The 16,056-nt window shown below is 60.0% G+C and carries 17 protein-coding genes; 7 read left to right on the forward strand and 10 right to left on the reverse strand.

The genetic code is table 11. The features are described from left to right. The first annotated feature begins 113 nt into the window (after window positions 1-113). Both ACQKPC_RS21225 and ACQKPC_RS21230 read left to right on the forward strand, forming a co-directional pair. Window positions 114-296: a DUF6026 family protein gene (locus ACQKPC_RS21225; RefSeq protein ID WP_008069248.1), complete on the forward strand. Its 183-nt coding sequence runs from the start codon at window positions 114-116 to the stop codon at window positions 294-296. 197 nt (window positions 297-493) lie between these two features. Continuing rightward, a complete protein-coding gene (locus ACQKPC_RS21230) occupies window positions 494-2,239 on the forward strand; it encodes a phosphoethanolamine transferase CptA (RefSeq protein ID WP_427626147.1) in 1,746 nt (581 codons plus the stop codon). A gap of 199 nt (window positions 2,240-2,438) precedes the next feature. Here ACQKPC_RS21230 and ACQKPC_RS21235 read toward each other — a convergent pair whose 3' ends face one another. The 7 genes from ACQKPC_RS21235 to ACQKPC_RS21265 all read right to left on the reverse strand — a co-directional run bounded on the left by ACQKPC_RS21235 (window position 2,439) and on the right by ACQKPC_RS21265 (window position 8,364). Next, window positions 2,439-2,930 carry a GNAT family N-acetyltransferase gene (locus ACQKPC_RS21235; RefSeq protein ID WP_427626148.1) on the reverse strand — a complete coding sequence of 164 codons (492 nt, stop codon included), beginning with the start codon at window positions 2,928-2,930 and terminating at the stop codon, window positions 2,439-2,441. 116 nt (window positions 2,931-3,046) lie between these two features. Further along, window positions 3,047-3,628, reverse strand: a complete 582-nt coding sequence (locus ACQKPC_RS21240) for a DinB family protein (protein ID WP_427626149.1) — start codon at window positions 3,626-3,628, stop codon at window positions 3,047-3,049. Between the two features lie 18 nt (window positions 3,629-3,646). Then, window positions 3,647-4,765, reverse strand: coding sequence for a cell division protein ZapE (gene zapE / locus ACQKPC_RS21245; RefSeq protein ID WP_427626150.1), 1,119 nt, complete (start codon window positions 4,763-4,765; stop codon window positions 3,647-3,649). A gap of 207 nt (window positions 4,766-4,972) precedes the next feature. Beyond that, window positions 4,973-5,314 (reverse strand): nuclear transport factor 2 family protein, encoded by a 342-nt coding sequence (locus tag ACQKPC_RS21250; RefSeq protein ID WP_007897370.1) that lies wholly within the window; start codon window positions 5,312-5,314, stop codon window positions 4,973-4,975. Window positions 5,315-5,366: 52 nt separating this feature from the next. Next, window positions 5,367-6,083 carry a helix-turn-helix transcriptional regulator gene (locus ACQKPC_RS21255; protein WP_427626151.1) on the reverse strand — a complete coding sequence of 239 codons (717 nt, stop codon included), beginning with the start codon at window positions 6,081-6,083 and terminating at the stop codon, window positions 5,367-5,369. A 208-nt stretch (window positions 6,084-6,291) separates the two neighbouring features. Then, window positions 6,292-7,251 carry an agmatinase gene (speB, locus tag ACQKPC_RS21260; RefSeq protein WP_427626152.1) on the reverse strand — a complete coding sequence of 320 codons (960 nt, stop codon included), beginning with the start codon at window positions 7,249-7,251 and terminating at the stop codon, window positions 6,292-6,294. A 21-nt stretch (window positions 7,252-7,272) separates the two neighbouring features. Then, window positions 7,273-8,364: a polyamine ABC transporter substrate-binding protein gene (locus ACQKPC_RS21265; protein WP_427626153.1), complete on the reverse strand. Its 1,092-nt coding sequence runs from the start codon at window positions 8,362-8,364 to the stop codon at window positions 7,273-7,275. Between the two features lie 101 nt (window positions 8,365-8,465). Between ACQKPC_RS21265 and ACQKPC_RS21270 the strand changes: the two genes are divergently transcribed. From ACQKPC_RS21270 to ACQKPC_RS21280, 3 genes are all read left to right on the forward strand, one after another. Next, complete coding sequence (locus ACQKPC_RS21270) at window positions 8,466-9,368, forward strand: LysR family transcriptional regulator (protein ID WP_427626154.1); 903 nt, start codon at window positions 8,466-8,468, stop codon at window positions 9,366-9,368. Between the two features lie 280 nt (window positions 9,369-9,648). Then, window positions 9,649-11,124 carry a nucleobase:cation symporter-2 family protein gene (locus ACQKPC_RS21275; RefSeq protein ID WP_427626155.1) on the forward strand — a complete coding sequence of 492 codons (1,476 nt, stop codon included), beginning with the start codon at window positions 9,649-9,651 and terminating at the stop codon, window positions 11,122-11,124. Window positions 11,125-11,179: 55 nt separating this feature from the next. Then, window positions 11,180-11,653 carry an LEA type 2 family protein gene (locus ACQKPC_RS21280; RefSeq protein ID WP_008069225.1) on the forward strand — a complete coding sequence of 158 codons (474 nt, stop codon included), beginning with the start codon at window positions 11,180-11,182 and terminating at the stop codon, window positions 11,651-11,653. Between the two features lie 3 nt (window positions 11,654-11,656). Here the strand turns inward: ACQKPC_RS21280 and ACQKPC_RS21285 are convergent, their stop codons facing one another. Both ACQKPC_RS21285 and ACQKPC_RS21290 read right to left on the reverse strand, forming a co-directional pair. Beyond that, on the reverse strand, window positions 11,657-13,234 hold the full coding sequence (locus ACQKPC_RS21285) for an alkaline phosphatase D family protein (RefSeq protein ID WP_427626156.1): 1,578 nt from the start codon (window positions 13,232-13,234) through the stop codon (window positions 11,657-11,659). A 68-nt stretch (window positions 13,235-13,302) separates the two neighbouring features. Further along, window positions 13,303-14,226 carry a carbon-nitrogen hydrolase family protein gene (locus ACQKPC_RS21290; protein WP_427626157.1) on the reverse strand — a complete coding sequence of 308 codons (924 nt, stop codon included), beginning with the start codon at window positions 14,224-14,226 and terminating at the stop codon, window positions 13,303-13,305. Between the two features lie 85 nt (window positions 14,227-14,311). Here ACQKPC_RS21290 and ACQKPC_RS21295 point away from each other — a divergent pair, with 85 nt between their 5' ends. After that, the gene (locus ACQKPC_RS21295) at window positions 14,312-15,226 is read left to right on the forward strand and encodes a LysR family transcriptional regulator (protein WP_427626158.1); all 915 of its coding nucleotides are present in this window, start codon (window positions 14,312-14,314) and stop codon (window positions 15,224-15,226) included. A gap of 19 nt (window positions 15,227-15,245) precedes the next feature. Here ACQKPC_RS21295 and ACQKPC_RS21300 read toward each other — a convergent pair whose 3' ends face one another. Continuing rightward, window positions 15,246-15,497 carry a hypothetical protein gene (locus tag ACQKPC_RS21300; RefSeq protein ID WP_007897387.1) on the reverse strand — a complete coding sequence of 84 codons (252 nt, stop codon included), beginning with the start codon at window positions 15,495-15,497 and terminating at the stop codon, window positions 15,246-15,248. 165 nt (window positions 15,498-15,662) lie between these two features. Between ACQKPC_RS21300 and ACQKPC_RS21305 the strand changes: the two genes are divergently transcribed. Continuing rightward, on the forward strand, window positions 15,663-15,980 hold the full coding sequence (locus ACQKPC_RS21305) for a DUF883 family protein (protein ID WP_305449598.1): 318 nt from the start codon (window positions 15,663-15,665) through the stop codon (window positions 15,978-15,980). Window positions 15,981-16,056: the final 76 nt, after the last annotated feature.

Raw genomic sequence — 16,056 nt, forward strand, 5'->3', positions numbered from 1 at the left:
AATAAAAAAGTTCCCTTCAGGGGCAAAAGAAATCAAAATCGGCGCCGATAGTAAGTGAGCACCCGAAATCGGGAGCGAACTTACAGTTGAGACAGCCATTTGCGAGGTGAGCAATGGGCACCGTACACACAGCACTGCCAGCACAAACCCTTTACGTCACGATCCGTCGCGATGAACTGCGCCAGTTGAAAGATGAGCGCGACCAGTTGAAGCGGGAAGTCGCCCAATTGCGCCTGCTGACCCAAGGCAATCAAGCTCAGCCCTTGCCCGTCACCCAACGCGCCCCCCACGCCTGACCCCTCGTTTGACTCGGAAGCAGCCTCTGCTGTTTCCGGCTCGCTGCAACCCTGCCAGCTCTGGCAACTCACAAAGTTTTCACACCTTCTTGTTGATACTCCGGCTCATTGTGGCCGCTCGGTATCCACGCGGCGCCCGTTCGTCTGCGACAAGGAGAGTGCCGACGGCCGAAGTAATTATCAGGCTGGAGTGCTGAATGGCTTTGTTTAAACGCAGCAAAACGTCTGCGAAAGGTTTTGATTGGGCAGGATTTCTCTGGTTATTTCTGTTCTTCTGGTATTTTTCCGGCATCACCCAACTGCTGATTCAACTGACAGGTACTTCCGGTTTTTCCGGGTTCCGTCAGGCCTTTGTGATGAGCGCCATCTGGCTCGCGCCGATGCTGCTGTTCCCCAGACAAACACGGGTGATGGCCGCACTGATCGGCGTGGTGCTGTGGGCCTGTTCGATGGCCAGCCTCGGTTATTTCTTCATCTATCAGCAGGAATTTTCCCAGAGCGTCATCTTCATCATGTTCGAATCGAACGTGTCTGAAGCCGGCGAGTACATGACCCAGTATTTTGCCTGGTGGATGGTGGCGGCATTCCTCGCCCACACCGCGTTCGCGTATTTCCTCTGGACCCGCTTGCGTCCGGTGTACCTGCCACGCGGCCAGGCATTGGTCGCGGCGACGGCGATTCTACTGGCCGTGGTCGGTTACCCGCTAATCAAGCACACCGCACGCAGCGGCAGCCTGGCGGGCGGCTTCGAGAAGTTCGAAACCCGCATCGAGCCCGCCGTGCCTTGGCAGATGGCCGTGGCCTATCACCGTTACCTCGATACCCTGGCCGGCATGCAAGATATGCTCGACAGCGCCAGCAAGATTGCGCCACTCAAGAACCTCTCCGATTCGATGGCCAATCAGCCGGCGACCCTGGTGCTGGTGATCGGCGAGTCCACCAACCGTCAGCGCATGAGCCTGTACGGCTACCCTCGGCAAACCACGCCGGAGCTGGACAAGCTCAAGGATCAACTGGCGGTCTTCGATAACGTCATCACCCCGCGCCCTTACACCATCGAGGCGTTGCAGCAGGTACTGACGTTCGCCGACGAAGAGAACCCCGACCTTTACCTGTCCACACCGTCCCTGGTGAGCATGATGAAACAGGCGGGTTACAAGACTTTCTGGATCACCAACCAGCAGACCATGACCAAGCGCAACACCATGCTCACAACGTTCTCCGAGCAGGCCGACGAGCAGGTGTACCTGAACAACAACCGCAACCAGAACGCCGCCCAGTACGATGGCGACGTGATCGAGCCGTTCAACAAGGCCCTGGCCGATGCGGCACCACGCAAGCTGATCGTCGTGCATTTGCTCGGCACGCACATGAGCTACCAGTACCGTTACCCGCCGACATTCAACAAGTTCACTGACCGCAAAGGCGTTCCGGACGGCGTGCGTGACGATCAGGTGCCGACGTACAACAGCTATGACAACGCGGTGCTGTACAACGACTTCGTGGTGTCGAGCCTGATCAAGGACTACGCCAAGTCTGATCCGAACGGCTTCCTGCTGTACCTCTCAGACCATGGCGAAGACGTCTTCGACTCCGTTGGCCATAAAACCCTGGGCCGCAACGAGAGCAAGCCGACGGCGCCGATGTACACCATTCCGTTCATGGCCTGGGCTTCGCCGAAATGGCGCGAAACCCATGACTGGAGTTTTGCTGGCGATCTGAGCCGGCCGTACAGCAGTTCTCAGCTGATTCACACCTGGGCGGATCTGGCAGGCCTGAGTTTCGATGAACTGGACCGCAGCAAAAGCCTGGTCAGCGACAGCTTCAAGCCTCGGCCATTGATGATCGGCGACCCTTATGCACGTAAGCAGAGGCCGTTGATCGACTTCAGCCTGATGAAACCCAAGGGCGCACCTATCACGCCGGCAGTCGTTCAGCAGTAATTTTGGCGCGGATCCTGTGGGAGGGGGCTTGTGTGGCGAGGGGGCTTGCCCCCGTTGGGGTGCGAAGCGCCCCCGGCATTTCAAAGTTAAACCGCATGTACAGGGTTTACGACTGCTTCGCAGCCGAACGGGGGCAAGCCCCCTCGCCACATAAGCCTCCTCGCCACAGAAGCCCCGTTGCCACGCAGTGGACTGCGAATTAAAGCGCCTTGATCCAGAACAGCATCCGCCCGTGCGCCGGGTCGAACATGCCTGGTGAAAAACCGAATTTGCCGTAGGCCCCCTGAGCCACTGCATTACCTTCCAGCACTTCCAGTGTGATTTTGCAGCAGCCGCGCTGGCGTGCGATGTCCTCGACTTTGTGCAGCATCTTCTGACTCAGCCCCAACCCGCGAAACTTCGACACCACTGCCACGTCATGCACGTTGACCAGCGGCCGACAGGCGAAGGTCGAAAAACCTTCAAAGCAGTTGACCAGCCCTGCCGGCTCGCCGCCGACAAACGCCAGTACGCTGAAGGCATGGGGACGTTTGGCCAGTTCCCCCGGCAGTTGTCGCAATCTATCGGCGGGTAACGGGTGACCGCCGCCCATTGGGTCTTCGGCGTAATGGTTCAACACCAGGCCAATCGCCTCGGCATGCACCGGGTTGGTGTAGCTGGCCTGAAGCACAAGAATTTCTGCGGATTCCATTTCCATCCTCAATCACACAAGTTGCCCCAGCTCGCTTCTTGCGCGCTGAAAGGTCTGACGACCTTATCGCGAGTGCCGGGGTGCCGACAACCGGATCCTGTTGTGATCGTTCTCTCTCAAACGCCCCAGATCATTACCTCGGTCCATCCCAACTCGGCAAAATCCTCAGCCCTCAGTTTTGCCTCACCGGCACAGAAAAACTCGTCCAGTTGCGGCGGCGTGACCGAGGTGCCACTGAGCATCGCGTGAACCTGCCCGCGATGATGAATCTGATGCTCGAACAAATGGGACAGCATGCGCAAACGGCTGTCATGTTGTGGGGTGTCGCGCGCGATGGTCACGAGCCGTCCGAGGTCTGCGTCGCGCAGTTGCTCGCAGTAGGCAATCAGTCGACGGTCCACCAGGGCTTGCTCGCGCTTGAGATCGGCGCCGTGGGCGAACGGCTCGTCTTCGTTGAAAAACACGTAGCAATCGGGATGTGGTTCGTCACCGCGCAACTCCCGCTCCAGTGCGTCCACATAGAACCAGTCACAGGTCAGAATGTGATTGAGGGTCGCGCTGAGGCTGGGAAAAAAACTGACTCGCGGCGCTGCCAGTTCGGCCGGGCTTAGCTGAAGCCAGGCCTTGGCCAGTCGGTGATTGGCCCAGGCGTTCTGATAGGCCATGGTCAGCAAATGGTGGGACAAGGGCTGATTCATGTTCGCTCCTCCCGGATATCAAGCCTCGGCGAAACGTTTGAGCTGCATCTCCTGCAAGCGGCTGAGGGTGCGGCGAAACGGAAACTCCAGATAGCCCTCGGTGTATAGCGCTTCCATCGGCACCTGCGCCTCGAGGTACAGCGGCACCTTGCGGTCGTAGCATTCGTCCACCAGGGCGATGAACCGGCGCACGCCGTCGTCGTGCACCGACAACTGCGGCAACTCGCGATCCCCCGCCGCCACCCGTTCGACGCCGTCTTCAGTGCCGCGGGCGATGCGCCCTTCGCGTTTTTGCGCGCTGAGGTTGGGCACGTCGCTCAACAGAATAGCCCTGAAAGTGTCGCACAGGGCCATGAAGTCCATCGCGGCAAATGGCTGCTCGCAGAGCTCGGCGTAACGGCACCAGAGCACGGTTTGACTGGCCTGCATGACATTGACCGAACGGTAGCCGATCTTGACCGGATCGCTGGACAGCGACTGGCCGACGGTCAAGGCTTTGAACACCTCGTTCAAGGCGCCGGGCTGACCCGGTACGTTCACCCAGTAACGTTGCAGACTGGCGCCAGGATGCAAGCGATGATCTTCCCCGCCATCCACCGCTATCACCTGCATGTGTTGTTTGATTGCAGCAATAGCCGGCACGAACCGATCACGATTGAAGCCATCTGCATACAGCTGATCCGGCGGTTGATTGGAGGTGCAGACCACCACCACGCCCTGCTCGAACATCACCTGAAACAAACGTCCGAGAATGATCGCGTCACCGATGTCGTTGACGAACAGTTCATCGAAACACAGCACGCGCACTTCCTGGCTCAGCTCGCGGGCCAGCGCTTTCAATGGGTCGGCGGTGCCGGTCAATTGAAAGGAGCGCTGATGCACCCAGCCCATGAAATGATGAAAGTGCTGACGTCGGGCCGGGACGCGCAGGTTTTGGTAGAACTGATCCATCAACCAGGTCTTGCCCCGCCCCACCGGCCCCCAGAGGTACACGCCGGTGACGGGCGTGCGGTCTTCATGCAAGGCTTCATGGCATTTTTGCAGCGCCCACACAGCGTGTTCCTGGGCTTCGTCCTGGACGAAGCCCTTCTGTTCGATGGCGTGTTGCCAGGCGCTTAAGGGAGAGTCGACATTCATGCGCGGCAGTATAGGTAAAACGCAATCCATGTGGGAGCGGGCTTTTTGTGGCGAGGGGGCTTGCCCCCGTTGGGGTGCGAAGCGCCCCCAGCATTTCAAAGTTAACCGTATGTAAAGGATTTACGACTGCTTCGCAGCCGAACGGGGGCAAGCCCCCTCGCCACAAAGGCTCGCTCCCACAGGTTAAGCAGCGCGACATAGCCCGGGTTACAGCGAGATGTCCAGCCGGGCAATCTTGCCCTGCTCATTGAGGCGGAACATGTAGCGCAGTTCCAGCGGACTGCCAGGGAATGTGCCGGAGATCAGGTTGTGCACCAGCACTTTGCCGGTGCGCAGTTGAACGTCGAGCACCTCGACCCGGGGCTGATAACGTTGTGCGGTGTCTTGCATCCATTGGGCGATGGCTTGTGTGCCGACCTGATGCTGCCCCTCATCGAACACATTGGCATCCTCAGCGAAAAAACTGGCAACCCTCGACGTGTCGCGAGCATTGGCAGCAGCAATGTAGGCGGCAATGGCGGGGGCCAGTGAAGAGGCTGGATTGGACATGTTTACGGCTCCTTGTGAGTTGATTCTGGAGCCATGCTAAAACAAGCCTGTGTCAATTCTTGTCAGGAGTGAAACGCCCTGCTTCGTCCAGTTGCATCTGCTTGCGCCAGGTGCGCAACAGGTCGCTGCGCCGCCCCGGATAGCGCTCACCCTGCTCGCTGGCGGCTGAGATCCGGTCGGTGCGAAAGGTGCGATAGGCACTGCGCAACTCACACCAGGCGACGATGATCCGCACCTCGTTGAGAAAACCCAGGGCCAGTGGCCAGATCAGCCGCTGACTCGGCACCTGATTGGCGTCCGCGTAGTCGATGTGCAGCTTGGCCTGATCGCGGATGGCTTGGCGAAACACGTTCAAAGGCACGGTATTTTGCGGATAGCCATAACCCGGCGGCCCCGGCAGCACCGTCGGGTTGCGCAAGGCCTCCTGGGCGGCGGGGTCGAGTACCGCAGCGATTTTTGCCAGGGCATCGGCCGCGGCTTTGCCCAACACCTCATCGCCACGCTGATCCACGTAGCGCAAGCCGAGCACGATGGCTTCGGTCTCATCGGCATTGAGCATCAAGGGCGGCAGAAACAGGCCGCTGCGCAACACATAGCCGATCCCCGCCTCGCCAAAAATCGGCGCACCGAGCGCGGTCAGTTCCGCGATATCGCGGTACAGCGTGCGTTCGGAAATCTCCAGTTCGCTGGCCAATGTCGCGGCAGTCACCGGACGACTTTTGCCCCGCAGCACTTGTAACAAAGTCAGTAAACGGCTGGTTCGCGACACGGTCGGCAGGCTCTTTCCTGAAAAGTCGTCGGAGCTTAGCAGAGGCTGCTGCCAGAAACTGGCAGGAGCGATAAGACTATCGCTCGATGGCTTGGCACAGATCAAATGTGGGAGCGGGCTTGCTCGCGAAGACGGCTTAACATTCAACACTTCTGGTGGCTGACACTCCGCTTTCGCGAGCAAGCCCGCTCCCACATTGGCTTGTGTGTTACCGATCGACCTTGTGTTTGGCCGCATACAAACACAGCATCTCCATGGCTAATGTCGCCGCTGCCAGTGAGGTAATGTCCGCGCTGTCGTAGGCCGGCGCCACTTCCACCACGTCCATCCCCACCAGGTTGATCCCGCGCAAACCGCCGAGAATCTCCAGCGCCTGCACCGTGCTCAAGCCGCCACACACCGGCGTTCCGGTGCCCGGCGCGAAGGCCGGGTCGAGGCAGTCGATGTCGAAGGTCAGGTACACCGGGTGATCACCGACCCGGGCACGAATCGCCTCGACGATTGCCTCGCACCCTTGCCGATGCACCTGCCGCGCATCGAGCACCTGAAAGCCCTGATGATCGTCATTGGTGGTACGCAACCCGATCTGCACCGAGCGCGACGGATCCACCAACCCTTCTTTGGCCGCATGCCAGAACATCGTGCCGTGATCGACGCGCTTGCCCTCCTCATCCGGCCAGGTGTCGCTGTGGGCGTCGAAGTGAATCAATGACAACGGGCCATGCTGACGGGCATGGGCCTTGAGCAGCGGATAACTGATGAAGTGATCGCCGCCAAACGTCAGCATCGCGCAACCGCCGCTCAGGATGTGCTCGGCGTGGGCTTCGATGCTTTCCGGCACCGACTGCGGCGTGCCGTAATCGAAGGCGCAATCACCGTAGTCAATCACCGCCAAGTGATCGAACGGGTCAAACGTCCACGGCCAATGGCGCTCCCAGGCGATCCCGGTGGACGCCGCCCGAATGCCGCGCGGTCCGAAACGCGCGCCGGGGCGGTTGCTGGTGGCGGTGTCGAACGGCACGCCGCTGACCACCACGTCGACGCCACGCAAGTCGCGGCTGTAGCGGCGGCGCATGAAACTGGTGATACCGGCGTAGGTGCTTTCGGCGGCAGTCCCGTAAAGACTGTCACGGGTCATGGCCTGATCGTTATGTGCAGGGACGTCCATGGTGTATTCCTTGTTATTGGCTTATTGGCGGCTACGGAAAGTGGTCCACAAGCGGGTGCGCTGACGCATGTCCTTCAGGCTCATGCTGCGGTCGGCGTACAGCCGCTCACGTACTTCGCTCTGCGGGTAGATGTCGGGATCGCTGCGCACCGCCTCATCCACCAATGGCGTCGCCGCCCGATTGGCCGTGGCGAAGAACAGCGTATTGGTCAGCGCGGCGACAGATTCGGGGCGCAACATGAACTCGATGAAGGCCCGGGCGGCTTCGGGGTGCGGCGCGTCCTTGGGGATCGCCAGGTTGTCCTGCCACACCAGCGTGCCTTCGCGCGGAATGCGGTAAGCCACTTCGAACAGCTTGTTGGCCTTGCGCGCCTGGTCGGCAGCCATGCTCGCGTCACCGTTGTAGGTCAATGCCAGGCAGACGCTACCATTGGCCAGATCGTTGATCTGCCGCCCGGTGGCGACGTACAGCACCGACGGCTGTAACTGACGCAACAGGGCGTCGGCGGCTGTCAGATCAGCCTTGTCGGTGCTGTAGGGATCTTTACCCAGATAGTGCAGCGCCAGACCGATCACCTCTTGGGGCGAATCGAGAATCGCAATGCCGCAGTCTTTGAGCTTGCTGGCGTATTCGGGCTTGAACAACAGGTCCAGGCTGTTGAGCGGTGCGCTGGGCAAGCGCTGCTGCACTGCTTCGACATTCATCCCCAACCCGAGCGTGCCCCAGGTGTAAGGCACGCCATACCGATTACCAGGGTCGACCGCCGCCAGTTTTTCCAGCATGTCCGGGTCGAGGTTGGCGTAACCCTTGAGGCCATCGTGAGGGATTTCCTTCAGCGCACCCGCCGCCAGCCCACGGGCTAGCACACTGGACGACGGCACCACCACGTCATAACCGCTGCCGCCGGTGAGCAGTTTGGTTTCCAGCACTTCCGGCGCATCGAACGTGTCGTAGCGCACGTGGATGCCGGTTTCCTTTTCGAACCGTTGCAAGGTTTCGGGCGCCACGTAATCGGCCCAACTGTAGAGATTGAGGGCTTTTTCCTCTGCCTGGGCCGGCACGGCCATGGCGAGGAACAGTGCGGGTAAACACAGCTTGAAGAGCGGAGCCATGACGAACACCTGACCGGAGGAAGTGGTTGCAGGATGCGTCGTCGGTTACATTGAAAAAATACCAAGTTAATTATCCTGACTTTATTGCGGAGTAATGTTTGATGCTCGGTCAACTTCATGACCTCGACCTGCACCTGCTGCGCCTGTTTGTCAGCGTGGTGGAATGCGGTGGTTTCAGCGCGGCTCAGGGTGAGCTGGGGCTCAGCCAGTCAAGCATCAGTCAGCAGATGGCCAGGCTCGAAACCCGGCTTGGTTATCGGCTGTGCAGTCGCGGCAAGGGCGGGTTCAAAATCACCCCCAAAGGCGAGCAGCTGCTCCTTGCCATTCGTGCCTTGTTCGAGTCGATTGAAGCGTTCCGTCATCAATCCAACGGCGTGGCAGGACGCTTGATCGGCGAAGTGCGCCTGGGTTTGTCCGAAGCACTTGATCAATCGGTGCTGCAACGGGTTGCCGAGGCGATCCGGCGTTTTCGCGAACGGGACGAGTCGGTGCGTATCGAGTTGATCAGCGCCATGCCCGGCGAAATGGAGCGGCTGTTGCTGCAACAACGGCTGGACCTGGCGATCGGCTATTTCTCACAGGTGCAGAGCGCTTTTGACTACCGCGAACTGTTCACGGAAACCCAGCACCTGTATTGCGCCCCGGGGCATCCGTTGTTCACCGATGAGGCGCCTGACGATCAGGCGCTTCAGGCCTGCGACCGGGTCGATCACCCCTACCGCTTCCTGCGCAGCGACGAGCCGTTTCAGGGGAAGATGTGTTCGGCGCGTTCCGAGCAGGTCGAAGGCACCCTCGCCTTCATTCTTTCCGGAAAGCACGTTGGCTACCTGCCCGATCACTTCGCCCGCAGTTGGGAAGACAAAGGGTTGTTGCGCGCCGTGCGCCAGGGCGACATGAGTTTTGAGGTGGCGTTCCATCTGGCCCGCCATCGCGCACAGGTGCCGGGGGATGCGCAAAAAGCCTTTGAAGAGGATTTGCTTGCGGCGTTTGCGGCGCCCGTTTAATCCCCGGTGCACTCTGTGGCGAGGGAGCTTGCTCCCGCTGGGCTGCGAAGCGGCCCCAAAATCGGCTATCGCGGTATTCCAGTTAAACCGCGTGTGCCGGGTTTGCGACTGCTGCGCAGCCGAGCGGGAGCAAGCTCCCTCGCCACAGGTTTTGTGTATGCCCCCTCTGTACCGTTTAGCGTTGCTCCTCCGCACCGTTTAGCGTTGCCCTCACTGCCCGCGGCTGGCATCCTGCGCCTCCATTTTCTGACCCGGCCCGCCTTTCGGCACGCAAATCACCATGACCGCCTCTGAAATAACCGCCTCCCCACGCAACAACGACCTCATTTACGGCCTCGACGATCGCCCCCACCTGACCGCCACGGTCTTCGCCGCCCTGCAACACGTACTGGCGAGTTTCGTCGGCATTATCACGCCGACGCTGATCATGGGCAGTGCCCTTGGCTTGCAAAGTGAAGTGCCTTATCTGATCAGCATGGCGCTGTTCGTTTCGGGGCTGGGCACGTTTGTGCAGGCGCGGCGGTTCGGCCCGGTCGGCTCCGGTTTGCTGTGCTTGCAAGGCACCAGTTTCTCGTTTATCAGCGTGATTCTCAGCGCCGGGTTCATGGTCAAGGCGCGCGGCGGTGGCACCGATGAAATCCTCTCGACGATTTTCGGCGTGTGCTTTTTCGCCGCGTTCATCGAAGTGGTACTGAGCCAGTTCATCGGCAAGCTGCGGATGCTGATCACCCCGGTGGTGACCGGCACCATCATTACCCTCATGGGCCTGTCGCTGATCAAGGTCGCCATGACCGACATTGCCGGCGGTTTCGGTGCGACGGATCTCGGCGCGGCCAGCCATCTGGCGCTGGCGGCACTGGTGCTGGGGACCATCGTGGTGTTGAACCGGGTGGATGTGCCGTTCTTGCGCCTGGGCGCGATCGTCATCGGCCTGGCCCTCGGTTATGCCGTCGCGTGGTTCATGGGCCAGGTCGATTTCACCAGCCTGCCCGCCGTGCCGCTGATGAGTGTGCCCGTACCGTTCAAATATGGTTTCTCATTCGACTGGGTGGCGTTTGTGCCGGTGGCGGTGATTTTCCTGGTATCGCCCCTGGAGGCTGCCGGCGACCTGACCGCCAATTCAATGATTTCCCGGCAACCGGTCAAAGGCCCCGTTTATATCCGCCGGATCAAATCCGGGTTGCTGGCCGACGGTCTCAATTCGGCGATGGCTGCGGTGTTCAACAGCATGCCGATGGTGACCTTTGCGCAGAACAACGGGGTGATCCAGCTCACCGGCGTGGCCAGCCGTTATGTGGCGTTTTTCATCGCTGGCCTGTTGGTGGTGCTGGGGTTGTTCCCGATGATCGGCGCGGTGCTGCAATTGATGCCGAAACCGGTGCTCGGCGGCGCCGAACTGGTGATGTTCGGCACCGTGGCAGTGGCCGGGATCAAGATTCTCGCCGAGGCCGGCCTGCATCGGCGCAACATGCTGATCGTGGCGATTTCCCTCGGCATGGGCCTGGGCGTCGCGGCAGTGCCTGAAGTATTGCGCGAGTTGCCGAAGGCGCTGCACAACATCTTCGAATCACCGATCACCGTCGGTGCGTTGTGCGCTATCGTGCTGAATATCTTCCTGCCCGAAGAATTCATCGAGCTGGAAGAAGACGAGTTCGACCCGGAGGCCTCGGTGCTTCAGGTGATGCAGAACCCGGATGTTGCGGCCAAGGGTGAACCCGTCTCACCTGCGGCTGTCGCACAGTTAGACCGTGCGTAATGCTCAAGAGCCGAGCCACGAGCGGCTCGGCCTTTTTCTTTACGAGAACCTGTCCATGCGCAGATTGTTTGCCCTGTCCCTGTCCCTCCTGTTGCTCTCCCTGAGCGCTTGCGCCCTGTTCCCCCAACACGACCCGCTGAACATCAACGTGGTCGGTATCGAGCCACTGCCAAGCCAGGAACTGGAAGTGCGTTTCGCGGTAAAACTGCGCGTGCAGAACCCCAATGAAACGGCGATCGACTACAACGGCGTGGCCCTGGATCTGGAGGTGAACGGTCAATCCCTCGCCTCCGGTGTCAGCGACCAGTCGGGCTCGATCCCGCGCTTTTCCGAGGCGGTGATTGTGGTGCCGGTGAGCGTTTCGGCTTTCTCGGTGCTGCGTCAGACCCTCGGGCTGGGTCAGACGCAGACACTGAACAATCTGCCGTACGTGCTTCGGGGCAAACTGGCTGGTGGCGTGTTCGGCACGATGCGTTTCCTTGATCGCGGCAAACTCCGCCTGCCGGAGCCGACCACCGGCACGTGGTAATGCTCACGGCTCGGCTCGCGGCTTAACTGGATCGATCACCTGGGTCACACAATGTTTGAGGCCTTCTACGTGCCAATTGGCCCACAGCCGACTTTTGCCGGTGCTGTCTTCGTCCGGCTCTATCGCCAGCCAGTTTCGTGCGGCGATCAGGTAACGTCCCCGTGCACCGATGGGCAACATGGTTCCGGTGATGGCGTAGTCGATCTGTTCCTGGTGCTTGCCAATGGACTCCAGAAACTGCACAGCCAACACCGGCGGTGCAGGATGCACGACCCCGGTCGAAATCAATTGGTAGATCAATCCCGAACCATCATTGCGATGCCGGGACAACGTCGATTCGATCACGCAGGCCCCTGCCACATGAACATCACCGGACACCAGCGTGACCTTGCATGACTCGGCGTGGGCGAAATCCAGCAATCGCATGATCAACCGCTTGCGTTCGTCCCGGTGAGGCAGGCTTCGCCAATGGTCGCGCAAATCGTCCTCGAGTTCCTGTTGCCCCGAAATCAGGTCCAGTGCCTTTTCCGCCGCCTGCAAATCAAGGTAACCCACGGGAATACTCGACATCAGCAGCAAGTGCTTATGCCCCTTGACCTTGCCCAGCCAGGCATAAATCGCATCCCAACTGACGGGCGAAATGATCCGGGTTTGCCGAGCCGGCGCAGTCGTCAAATCCGGTGCACGTTCACTGCGCAAGTCGGGAACCAGCAATGCCAATTCACCCAGGCCGGTAAACCCCAGGTGAAAGCCGTCAGCGGTATCGGGAATCGCACAAGGGTGGGTATCAGCGGACGGTTTGAGGTGCGGATGAGTCTGGATCAGTTGCTGCTGGAAAATCCTGAAATAGCGTTTGGCCGTGGCAAACAGCCCCTGGAACACCGGGCTTGAATGCAATATCTCATCGTAGGAACCCCAGCCATCGATGATGTCATGGTCATCCCACATCATCACCGTCGGCACGGCGCTGAGCAGCTTCGCGACCTCAGGCTGTTTCCAGCGCTCCAGGTAGAGTCTGGCGAAGAACTTGTCCAGGTCGGCTTCGATCACCTTGCTGTAGACCGCCTTTCGGCGCTCGGCGAAGGGTTTGGCAAACCATGTTTTCATCGACGACAGATTGCTGCGCATGTCATCGCTGTAAACCTGATCGCCCCCCATCAACAACAGGTGATAGGGCTTGCTTTGATGAGCCCCCCACATGTGCTCCCAGCGCTCATGGTTCCTGTCCACCTTCTCCATGTCCTTGGGGTCCGAAAAGCCGTTGCACGACACATAGGCCATGCGCGGCGACTGCCCCTCGGCCGGAACGACGAAGTTGGCCTGCGCACCCTCTATCTTGATCGTGTAAGTGCTGGCAACAGCCTGGTCTTGCAGCGCTTTTAAATCGATGCGCCAGACGCGGTACTGAGGACTGAGCAACGGGATATCGGCGATGGCCAACGGTTTGCCGGCAGTGACACCGCCGGGTACTTTTACGCTGGGTGATGACCCGCCCAAGGGTAAAACCACTAGAGCAGACACGTTATAGACATTACTGTTGATGCCACGAAATTGCAGAATCGGGCCGAGTAACAAACTCATGGACAGTCCATCCGTTGACAGGGGTGTGAACGCCTGGAGACTAGACGACAATCACACCCCCCGACGGATTATGCGTTGAACCGCACGCCCGGTTTGGCCCGCTCATCCACCGTCAATTCAAATATGTCCGGGCGCGCGTAGTGCCCGACCACGTCGTAGTCGTAACGGGCACGGATCAGGTCGTCGGTGTCGATTTCGGCGGTGAGCAAACCCGCCTCGTCACGCAGCGGGCCAGCGAGAATGTCGCCCATGGGTCCGACAATCACGCTGCCGCCGGCAATCAACGGGCGCTGCGCCGGCCAGTTGGCGATGTCCACGCCCAAGGCTTGCGGCGAGGCCTGGACCTGACAGGCGCTGACGACAAAGCAGCGTCCTTCATGGGCGATGTGGCGCATGCTCACCTGCCACATTTCCCGCTCGTCCACGGTCGGCGCACACCAGACCTCCACGCCTTTGGCGTACATCGCGGTGCGCAGCAGCGGCATCATGTTTTCCCAGCACACCACGGCGCCGATTCGCCCGACCTGACTGTCGATCACCGGCAAGGTCGAGCCATCGCCCTTGCCCCAGATCAGCCGTTCGGTGCCGGTGGGCATCAGCTTGCGATGCTTGGCGACCAGTCCGGCCTGCGGGTCGAAATACAACGCGGTGCAATATAACGTGCTGCCCGCGCGCTCGATCACGCCGATCACCAGATTGGCGCCAGTGCGTGAGGCCAACCCGGCCAAGGCTTCAGTCTCGGCACCGGGCACGTCTATGGCGTTGTCGAAATACCGCGCAAACGCTTCACGACCTTCCGGCAGTCGATAGCCGAGTTGCGTGCCGAAGCCCTCGCCCTTGGGGTACCCGCCGAGCAATGCCTCCGGCATGACCACCAGCGCGGCACTGGATTCGATAATGGCGGTTTCCCAGGAGAGGATTTGATCGAGGGTTTCAGCCTTGCCGCCAGGCAAGGCGCCGATTTGCAGCGCAGCAACGATGGACTTGGGCATCGCGATGACTCCGTCGGTAATGAGGTGTTGCTCATTGTCCGGCGCCACAGGATCATGAATAAAGCCCGACTCACTGCTGAATGATATGAGCCAAATGAATATCGCCACCGTCGATCTCAATCTACTCAAAGTCTTCGAAGCCCTGCATGAGGAATCCAGCGCCAGCCGTGCCGCACTACGTCTGGGCGTGACGCAATCGGCGGTCAGCGCGGCGTTGCGCCGATTGCGCGAGGTGTATGGCGATCAATTGTTCGTGCGTACCGGCCGAGGTCTTGCGCCGACGCTCAAGGCCAACCAGTTGAAACCGGTGGTCAGCGATGCGCTGAACAAATGCCGCCAGAGTTTGGCGATGGTCGATCCGGCGGCGAATCATTATGACGGACGTTCGGTAACGGTGGGTTTGTCAGATGATTTCGAAATCGCCTACGGGCGACGATTGATTGAAGAGATCGCGGACCGCGCGCCGAAACTGCGGCTGATCTTTCGCCAGACCCACAGCCAGATCGTCGCCCAGGCCTTGATGGAACGCAGCATCGATCTGGCGATCACGGCAGGCGGGTTTGCCGAGCGTTTGCTCAGTCGTCAGGTGCTGGGTGAAGGCGATTATCTGTGCCTGGTGGACCCCCTCAGTCTGGCCGAGGGACAAGAGACTCTCGGCCTTGAGGCGTTCGTCGCCCGCGAACACATTCTGGTGTCATCGGGCGGTTTTATCGGGATTACCGATGAAGGCCTGGCGGCGTTGGGGCTGAGTCGGCGGGTATGCGCGTCAACCACGCACTTTGCCGCGTTGCCGCATCTGCTCAAGGGCAGCCAGGCGGTGGCAACCATCCCCGCCCATGCGGCTCGAAGTATCGCCGCGCTCAGCGGATTGGCGCTGCTGCCCTGCCCTTTGACGCTACCGCGCTATCCGATCGAGCTGGGCTGGCGAACCAGTACGCAGCTCGATCCGGTGGTGCTGAAAGTGCGCGAGGCGATTATCGCGACCTTTTCCCAAACGTAGGGGAATGGTGTCTGGACGTTTATTTAGCCGCCATCAGGCGATTGACTTCACTGCGCACCATGTTGGCGAATTCCGGGGGCGACATGCCGTCGAGTTCGGCGCGGACCCACTCGGCCCATTTGCCTTTGCGCTTGGCACGCTCACCGAACAACCGTGCGGCTTCGCCCTTGGATTTACCCAGGTTGTTTTGCCAGAGTTCGAACAGACGGGATTTTTCATCTTCAAGCGCCGCGCGCTCGGCGAGGGGTTTGTCGGCCAGATTGAAGCTCATGGGAGTTACCTGCTGCATAAAATAGGCGACATCTTACACTGTAGGAGGAAATGTCCTGCCCTGGATTTTTCTTCAGGGTGGAGTCGCCACGCAAAATGACTGCAACTTTTGCCATGGCGCCATACTCCATTGTTCACTGCCCGTTTATCTGCAAGGAGTACTCTAATGGCCCGCAAAATCATCGATCAAGTCGCCGAGGATCAAATCAAGGATCAGGTCTTCAGCGAACTTCAGGCCCTGATCGAAGAGTCGGAAAAACTGCTGAAAAGCAGTGCTTCACTGGTCGGTGAAGAAGCGGACACCCTTCGAGGGCAAATCGCCCAGAAGCTCCAGCAGGCCCGGGGTTCAGTTTCCAGTATGCGTGACCGGACCAGGCCCGCGGTCGAGGCCAGTGAAATCTACATCGGCGGTCATCCCTGGCAAACCGTGGCCATCTCCGCCGGATTCGGTTTGGTGGTGGGGCTGTTGTTGGGACGGCGTTAAGCCATTGAGCATCAGTACAGAACCTGTGTGCGGGCTTATGTGGCGAGGGGGCTTGCCCCCGTTCGGCTGCGAAGCA

Origin of the sequence: Pseudomonas sp. NPDC089918, assembly GCF_050280605.1 — a bacterium.
In the GTDB taxonomy this organism is placed as follows: Bacteria; Pseudomonadota; Gammaproteobacteria; order Pseudomonadales; family Pseudomonadaceae; genus Aquipseudomonas.

Bases quoted from the DNA above. Each gene is read 5' to 3' on its own strand.
- ACQKPC_RS21225 (WP_008069248.1), top strand. From the start codon at position 114: ATGGGCACCGTACACACAGCACTGCCAGCACAAACCCTTTACGTCACG.
- ACQKPC_RS21230 (WP_427626147.1), top strand. From the start codon at position 494: ATGGCTTTGTTTAAACGCAGCAAAACGTCTGCGAAAGGTTTTGATTGG.
- ACQKPC_RS21235 (WP_427626148.1), bottom strand. From the start codon at position 2,930: ATGGAATCCGCAGAAATTCTTGTGCTTCAGGCCAGCTACACCAACCCG.
- ACQKPC_RS21240 (WP_427626149.1), bottom strand. From the start codon at position 3,628: ATGAATCAGCCCTTGTCCCACCATTTGCTGACCATGGCCTATCAGAAC.
- zapE (WP_427626150.1), bottom strand. From the start codon at position 4,765: ATGAATGTCGACTCTCCCTTAAGCGCCTGGCAACACGCCATCGAACAG.
- ACQKPC_RS21250 (WP_007897370.1), bottom strand. From the start codon at position 5,314: ATGTCCAATCCAGCCTCTTCACTGGCCCCCGCCATTGCCGCCTACATT.
- speB (WP_427626152.1), bottom strand. From the start codon at position 7,251: ATGGACGTCCCTGCACATAACGATCAGGCCATGACCCGTGACAGTCTT.
- ACQKPC_RS21265 (WP_427626153.1), bottom strand. From the start codon at position 8,364: ATGGCTCCGCTCTTCAAGCTGTGTTTACCCGCACTGTTCCTCGCCATG.
- ACQKPC_RS21270 (WP_427626154.1), top strand. From the start codon at position 8,466: ATGCTCGGTCAACTTCATGACCTCGACCTGCACCTGCTGCGCCTGTTT.
- ACQKPC_RS21275 (WP_427626155.1), top strand. From the start codon at position 9,649: ATGACCGCCTCTGAAATAACCGCCTCCCCACGCAACAACGACCTCATT.
- ACQKPC_RS21280 (WP_008069225.1), top strand. From the start codon at position 11,180: ATGCGCAGATTGTTTGCCCTGTCCCTGTCCCTCCTGTTGCTCTCCCTG.
- ACQKPC_RS21285 (WP_427626156.1), bottom strand. From the start codon at position 13,234: ATGAGTTTGTTACTCGGCCCGATTCTGCAATTTCGTGGCATCAACAGT.
- ACQKPC_RS21290 (WP_427626157.1), bottom strand. From the start codon at position 14,226: ATGCCCAAGTCCATCGTTGCTGCGCTGCAAATCGGCGCCTTGCCTGGC.
- ACQKPC_RS21295 (WP_427626158.1), top strand. From the start codon at position 14,312: ATGAGCCAAATGAATATCGCCACCGTCGATCTCAATCTACTCAAAGTC.
- ACQKPC_RS21300 (WP_007897387.1), bottom strand. From the start codon at position 15,497: ATGAGCTTCAATCTGGCCGACAAACCCCTCGCCGAGCGCGCGGCGCTT.
- ACQKPC_RS21305 (WP_305449598.1), top strand. From the start codon at position 15,663: ATGGCCCGCAAAATCATCGATCAAGTCGCCGAGGATCAAATCAAGGAT.